Raw genomic sequence first — 4343 nt, 5'->3', positions numbered from 1 at the left:
TAATTTTCCTATCCCTGTTTTATCCGTGATGTGGATAAACTTTTTGTCTTCTGTTAGTTTCCAACCAGAAGTTTTGTACTCGACAGACCTTGAAAACTTTTTGAATTTGGGATAGCCTTTTTTTGCCAAACCCCTTTGACAATTGTCGTAGAAACGGGATATAGAAAACCAAGCTCTTTCGGCACTTGCTTGAGGAGCCATAGAGTTGAGTTTACCGACAAAAGGAAATTCAGGACTATTAGATAATTCGGTAGTTAGCCTACACAAAGTACAATAGTTAACCTGATCTTCTTTGGTAGAGTCCATCCAAAATCTTAGACATTTGTTCCGAATAAACTGTCCCACCCTGATCGCCTCTTGAATGGCTATTTTCTGGTGTGAATTGGTTTTTAACTTAAACTCTATGACTCGCATCGATTCGACCTCTCAATGTGTTAAGTAGGGAGGCACAATTATTTGTAGGATGGGTTAGCGGTAGCGTAACATGAGCAGGCGTTGGGTTTCATGCTTCAACCCAACCTACGTTCATCTTATATTTAATTCCACCCACCCACTTATATTATGAGTATAGTAATTCATTGTAAAAAGTGTCAATAGCATGAAGGCTAATTATTTTAAGACTCGTAGAGCCACTTTTAAACTCACCGTACATATAGTTCTTGTGACAAAATATCATCGGAAAGTATTCCAGAAAAAGCATTTAGAGTTTTTGAGAATAGTTTTTCAAAACATAGCTGAGAAATGGGAGGCGAAGGTAATAGAGATTAACGGAGAATCAGACCATATCCATATCCTTCTGACTTACCCACCCCATAAGCTGTTAAGTGGATTAATAGCCAACTTAAAATCAACTTCTTGCCAGCTGATGTGGGATAACTTTTCAGACCACTTGAAAGAGATATATGGTCAAGATAAGAGAATTTTGTGGACGGGGGCATATTTTGTGGCTAGTTGTGGCGGTGTCACAATAGACCAACTTAAGAAATATGTAGAGAATCAGGATTCCCCTGAATATTAGCTGTGCTTCGTCTCACTGAGCCTTTACATTGAGCCTTTACATTGAGCCTGTCGAAATGTGTCGAAATGTGTCGAAGTGCTGTTTTATCGAAAATTTGGGTTGAAAACCCCGTCCTTTTAGGACGGCTTTGTGTTAGGATTCTAGTGGTCTAAAAAACCCGCCCTATCATAGATACTCCTCCAATAAACATACTAGGTTGAAAGTCCTGCAACGGGTTGAGGATGAGTAAGGGGAAGCTGACGGCCGCTGGAAACCCCATGCTAGAGGCAAAACGTAACCTAGGTCGGTATGTACAAACCCAAAAAAGTATTGGTCGCCGGAGGACATACGTTCGACTTTAAATGGACGGGTCGGAAGGCATAAGACTACCGCTAAGGTAGCAGTATCCTGTGAAGCGTCAACCCCATTCAACGACCATCCTAAAAAGGTGGCGTGGTGAGGAATCACCGCTCGTTTACGGCGGTGAGTATGTCAAACTGGTCGGTTTTTCATCTCGTCGGTGAAACCGAGAGTTCCTTCAAACCGACATTTAAGGTAAATATTGAATCCTAGCTTTCTTGGGTATGTGAGCGGGGTTTGTGCTTGGTTCGGAGAGTAAAAACGAGGAGCAATTCTCTGAACATCTCACGGGTTGACGCACAAAAATTAACCCCAGAAGAAACAGGAGAACTCGCTCCACTGCGAGCGATAATGACCAAGTCCCGCGCCAAAAATTAGAATTAGTGAGAACTTTGGTCACGGAAAAAGTCAAGGCGGGACAATTAAGGCTTAATTATCTTTAATCGTCCCCGAAGAGCCAATTTTAGAAAAACTTAACGGGAAAAACTATCATGTTGACAAAAACTTTCAGCTTTCTCTGGGCTGGTTTAATCCTCGGACTGACCTCGATGGCCGTTGTCGCCAGTACCAAAGATCAGGCTACCGAACTTCCGAAAAACTGTCAGTACCTCAAGGAAGTAGCCACTAATCAGACCCATATCCGCAAACAGATCGATGCCATAGGAAAGAATAACTTTAACACCGATTTCGCCGTTCCCTCCGGGGTGAAATTCGCCTCTTTTAAGGGGGTAATGGTTCCCGAAAACGATGGCAAATACGGAGTGACGATCAATCTCAAATATCCCGATAATTCAGTCAATAGCGCCTTCCAGAAAAATGTCGAAATGAAACGGGGCGAAACCTATTCTTTACCCTTCCAATCACCCACGGGTAGACAGCCCTATCAGATTAATTTTAATATTAACGGCATGAATAATAACGCCTACACGATCGCGGTAATGGCCTGTAAATAGCGATCGCTTTTATTGATAACCCTCTGGAGAGGCGAGGAAAAACGCGATCGCTCGCCGACAGGAAAGTTTTCCGCCAGGGCTAAAGGTCGAGGTCGCTTTTGAAGGGAAAGTCCCGCAAAAAAGACATTCCCACTCACGGATATTTAACGCTTTCTTGCCACCAATATTCCCACAACGCCGAACTTCGATGACAGGAGAAGAGATGAGGATGCCTACTCGATTAAATTTTTCTAGGGAGCGGTTTTCCCTACCCGGGTTAAAGCGCCTGCGATCCTATCGCTCGGCCTGGTTGCGGGGAGATGTCATCGCGGGGATCACCGTGGCAGCCTATCTCGTTCCCCAATGTCTGGCCTATGCGGAACTGGCCGGAGTACAACCGATCGCCGGATTATGGGCGATCCTACCGCCGCTGCTCATCTATGCCCTGCTCGGTTCCTCACCACAACTCTCCGTCGGGCCGGAATCGACGACGGCAGTAATGACCGCCGCCGCTATCATGCCCCTCGTCGCCGGGGATAGGAGCAACTACGCCAGTCTGTGCAGTCTATTGGCCCTACTCGTGGGGAGCGTCTGCTGCGTCGCCGCTTTCGCCCGGTTGGGGTTTCTCGCCGATCTCCTCTCCAAACCGATCCTCGTCGGCTACATGGCCGGAGTAGCGGTGATCATGATCGTCGGTCAGTTGGGAAAAATTAGCGGGATGTCACTGAAAGCGGAATCGCTTTTCGGACAGATCGGGGAATTTTCGGGACATTTATCCGAGATTCACCCACCAACTCTGATTCTCGCCGCCGCTGTTCTAATTTTCCTGCTAGTGGTACAACGTCGCTTTCCCAATGCCCCCGGTCCTTTACTCGCAGTTCTACTGGCCACATCGGCAGTATATTTGTTCGATCTGAACGAGCGAGGCATCGCCGTGATCGGGGAAATTCCCGCCGGTTTACCGAGTTTGAAAGTACCGAGAGGTTTTTCTTCCCAGCAGCTCGTCTATTTACTCTCCTCGGCCATCGGTATCGCCCTCGTTGGCTATTCCGATAACGTCTTGACCGCCCGCGCCTTCGGGGCGAAAAACAACTATCGCATCGATGGCAATCAGGAATTACTCGCCCTGGGAGCGGTGAATATCGGTAACGGCATCATGCAAGGCTTTCCCGTCAGCAGTAGCGGCAGTCGCACGGCGATCGGCGATTCTCTGGGCAGTCGATCGCAACTGTTTTCCCTCGTGGCTTTTCTGATCGTGATTTTGGTACTCTTGTTCTTGCGCCCGCTGCTATCCCTGTTTCCGAAAGCGGCCCTGGGGGCGATCGTGATTTACGCCGCGCTCCGTCTGATCGAGATCTCGGAGTTCAACCGTCTGCGTTGTTTCAAAACCAGCGAGTTCCGATTGGCGCTCGTCACCATGTTCGGTGTCCTGGCCACCGATATCCTCGTCGGGGTGGGCGTTGCCGTGGGGTTATCGGTGGTCGATCTGTTCGCACGGCTGATGCGACCACACGATGCGGTTTTGGGGGAAGTGCCGAATCTGGCGGGCCTGCACGACATCGAGGATTGGCAGGGCGCGACGACGATCCCCGGATTGGTTCTCTACCGTTACGACGCACCCCTCTGTTTCGCCAACGCCGAGAATTTTCGCAAACGGGCAATAGCGGCGATCGAGGCGGAGGAAGTCCCCGTCGAGTGGTTCGTTCTCAACGCCGAAGCGATTCTAGATATCGATATTACGGCGGTCGATATGTTGAAAGAATTACATCGAGAATTAATCGGTAGTGGTATTACTTTCGCCATGGCGCGGGTGAAGCAAGATTTATATCAGCAATTAAAAAAAGGAGACCTATCCGAGACGATCTCGACCGAACGTATTTATCCAACCCTAGAGGAAGCGATCGAGGCGTTTCATCATCGGAAATTTTGGGTCTGAAACCCCGCCGTAGAACGGCGGCTTTACGTTAGAATTAAAAGGCCAGTCTCGAAAACCAAGTGGACGGCGCAGCACCTTGAAAACTCGGCTTAGGGGGTTCCGACCAGAAAAGCTTGGC

At 48.3% G+C, this 4343-nt stretch carries 4 protein-coding genes and 1 pseudogene; 3 read left to right on the top strand and 2 right to left on the bottom strand.

Annotated elements, in window-relative coordinates:
- Positions 1–414, bottom strand: a pseudogene (locus IM500_RS12395) (RNA-guided endonuclease InsQ/TnpB family protein); the annotation flags it as partial.
- Between the two features lie 184 nt (positions 415–598).
- Between IM500_RS12395 and tnpA the strand changes: the two are divergent.
- Positions 599–1018 (top strand): IS200/IS605 family transposase, encoded by a 420-nt coding sequence (tnpA, locus tag IM500_RS24485; RefSeq protein ID WP_190721533.1) that lies wholly within the window; start codon positions 599–601, stop codon positions 1016–1018.
- A gap of 830 nt (positions 1019–1848) precedes the next feature.
- A complete protein-coding gene (locus IM500_RS12390) occupies positions 1849–2310 on the top strand; it encodes a hypothetical protein (RefSeq protein ID WP_002780536.1) in 462 nt (153 codons plus the stop codon).
- Here the strand turns inward: IM500_RS12390 and IM500_RS12385 are convergent.
- Positions 2280–2447, bottom strand: coding sequence for a hypothetical protein (locus tag IM500_RS12385; RefSeq protein ID WP_190721531.1), 168 nt, complete (start codon positions 2445–2447; stop codon positions 2280–2282). The two genes, IM500_RS12390 and IM500_RS12385, sit on opposite strands and share 31 nt — an antisense overlap.
- 71 nt (positions 2448–2518) lie before the next feature.
- Here IM500_RS12385 and IM500_RS12380 point away from each other — a divergent pair, with 71 nt between their 5' ends.
- The gene (locus tag IM500_RS12380) at positions 2519–4225 is read left to right on the top strand and encodes an SLC26/SulP family anion transporter (protein WP_190721529.1); all 1707 of its coding nucleotides are present in this window, start codon (positions 2519–2521) and stop codon (positions 4223–4225) included.
- Positions 4226–4343: the final 118 nt, after the last annotated feature.

The sequence above is a fragment of the Microcystis sp. M179S2 genome, from assembly GCF_020245805.1.
Taxonomy (GTDB): Bacteria; Cyanobacteriota; Cyanobacteriia; order Cyanobacteriales; family Microcystaceae; genus Microcystis; species Microcystis aeruginosa.
Note: the sequence above shows the minus strand (reverse complement) of the source record. Positions and strands in the feature narration are given on the sequence as shown.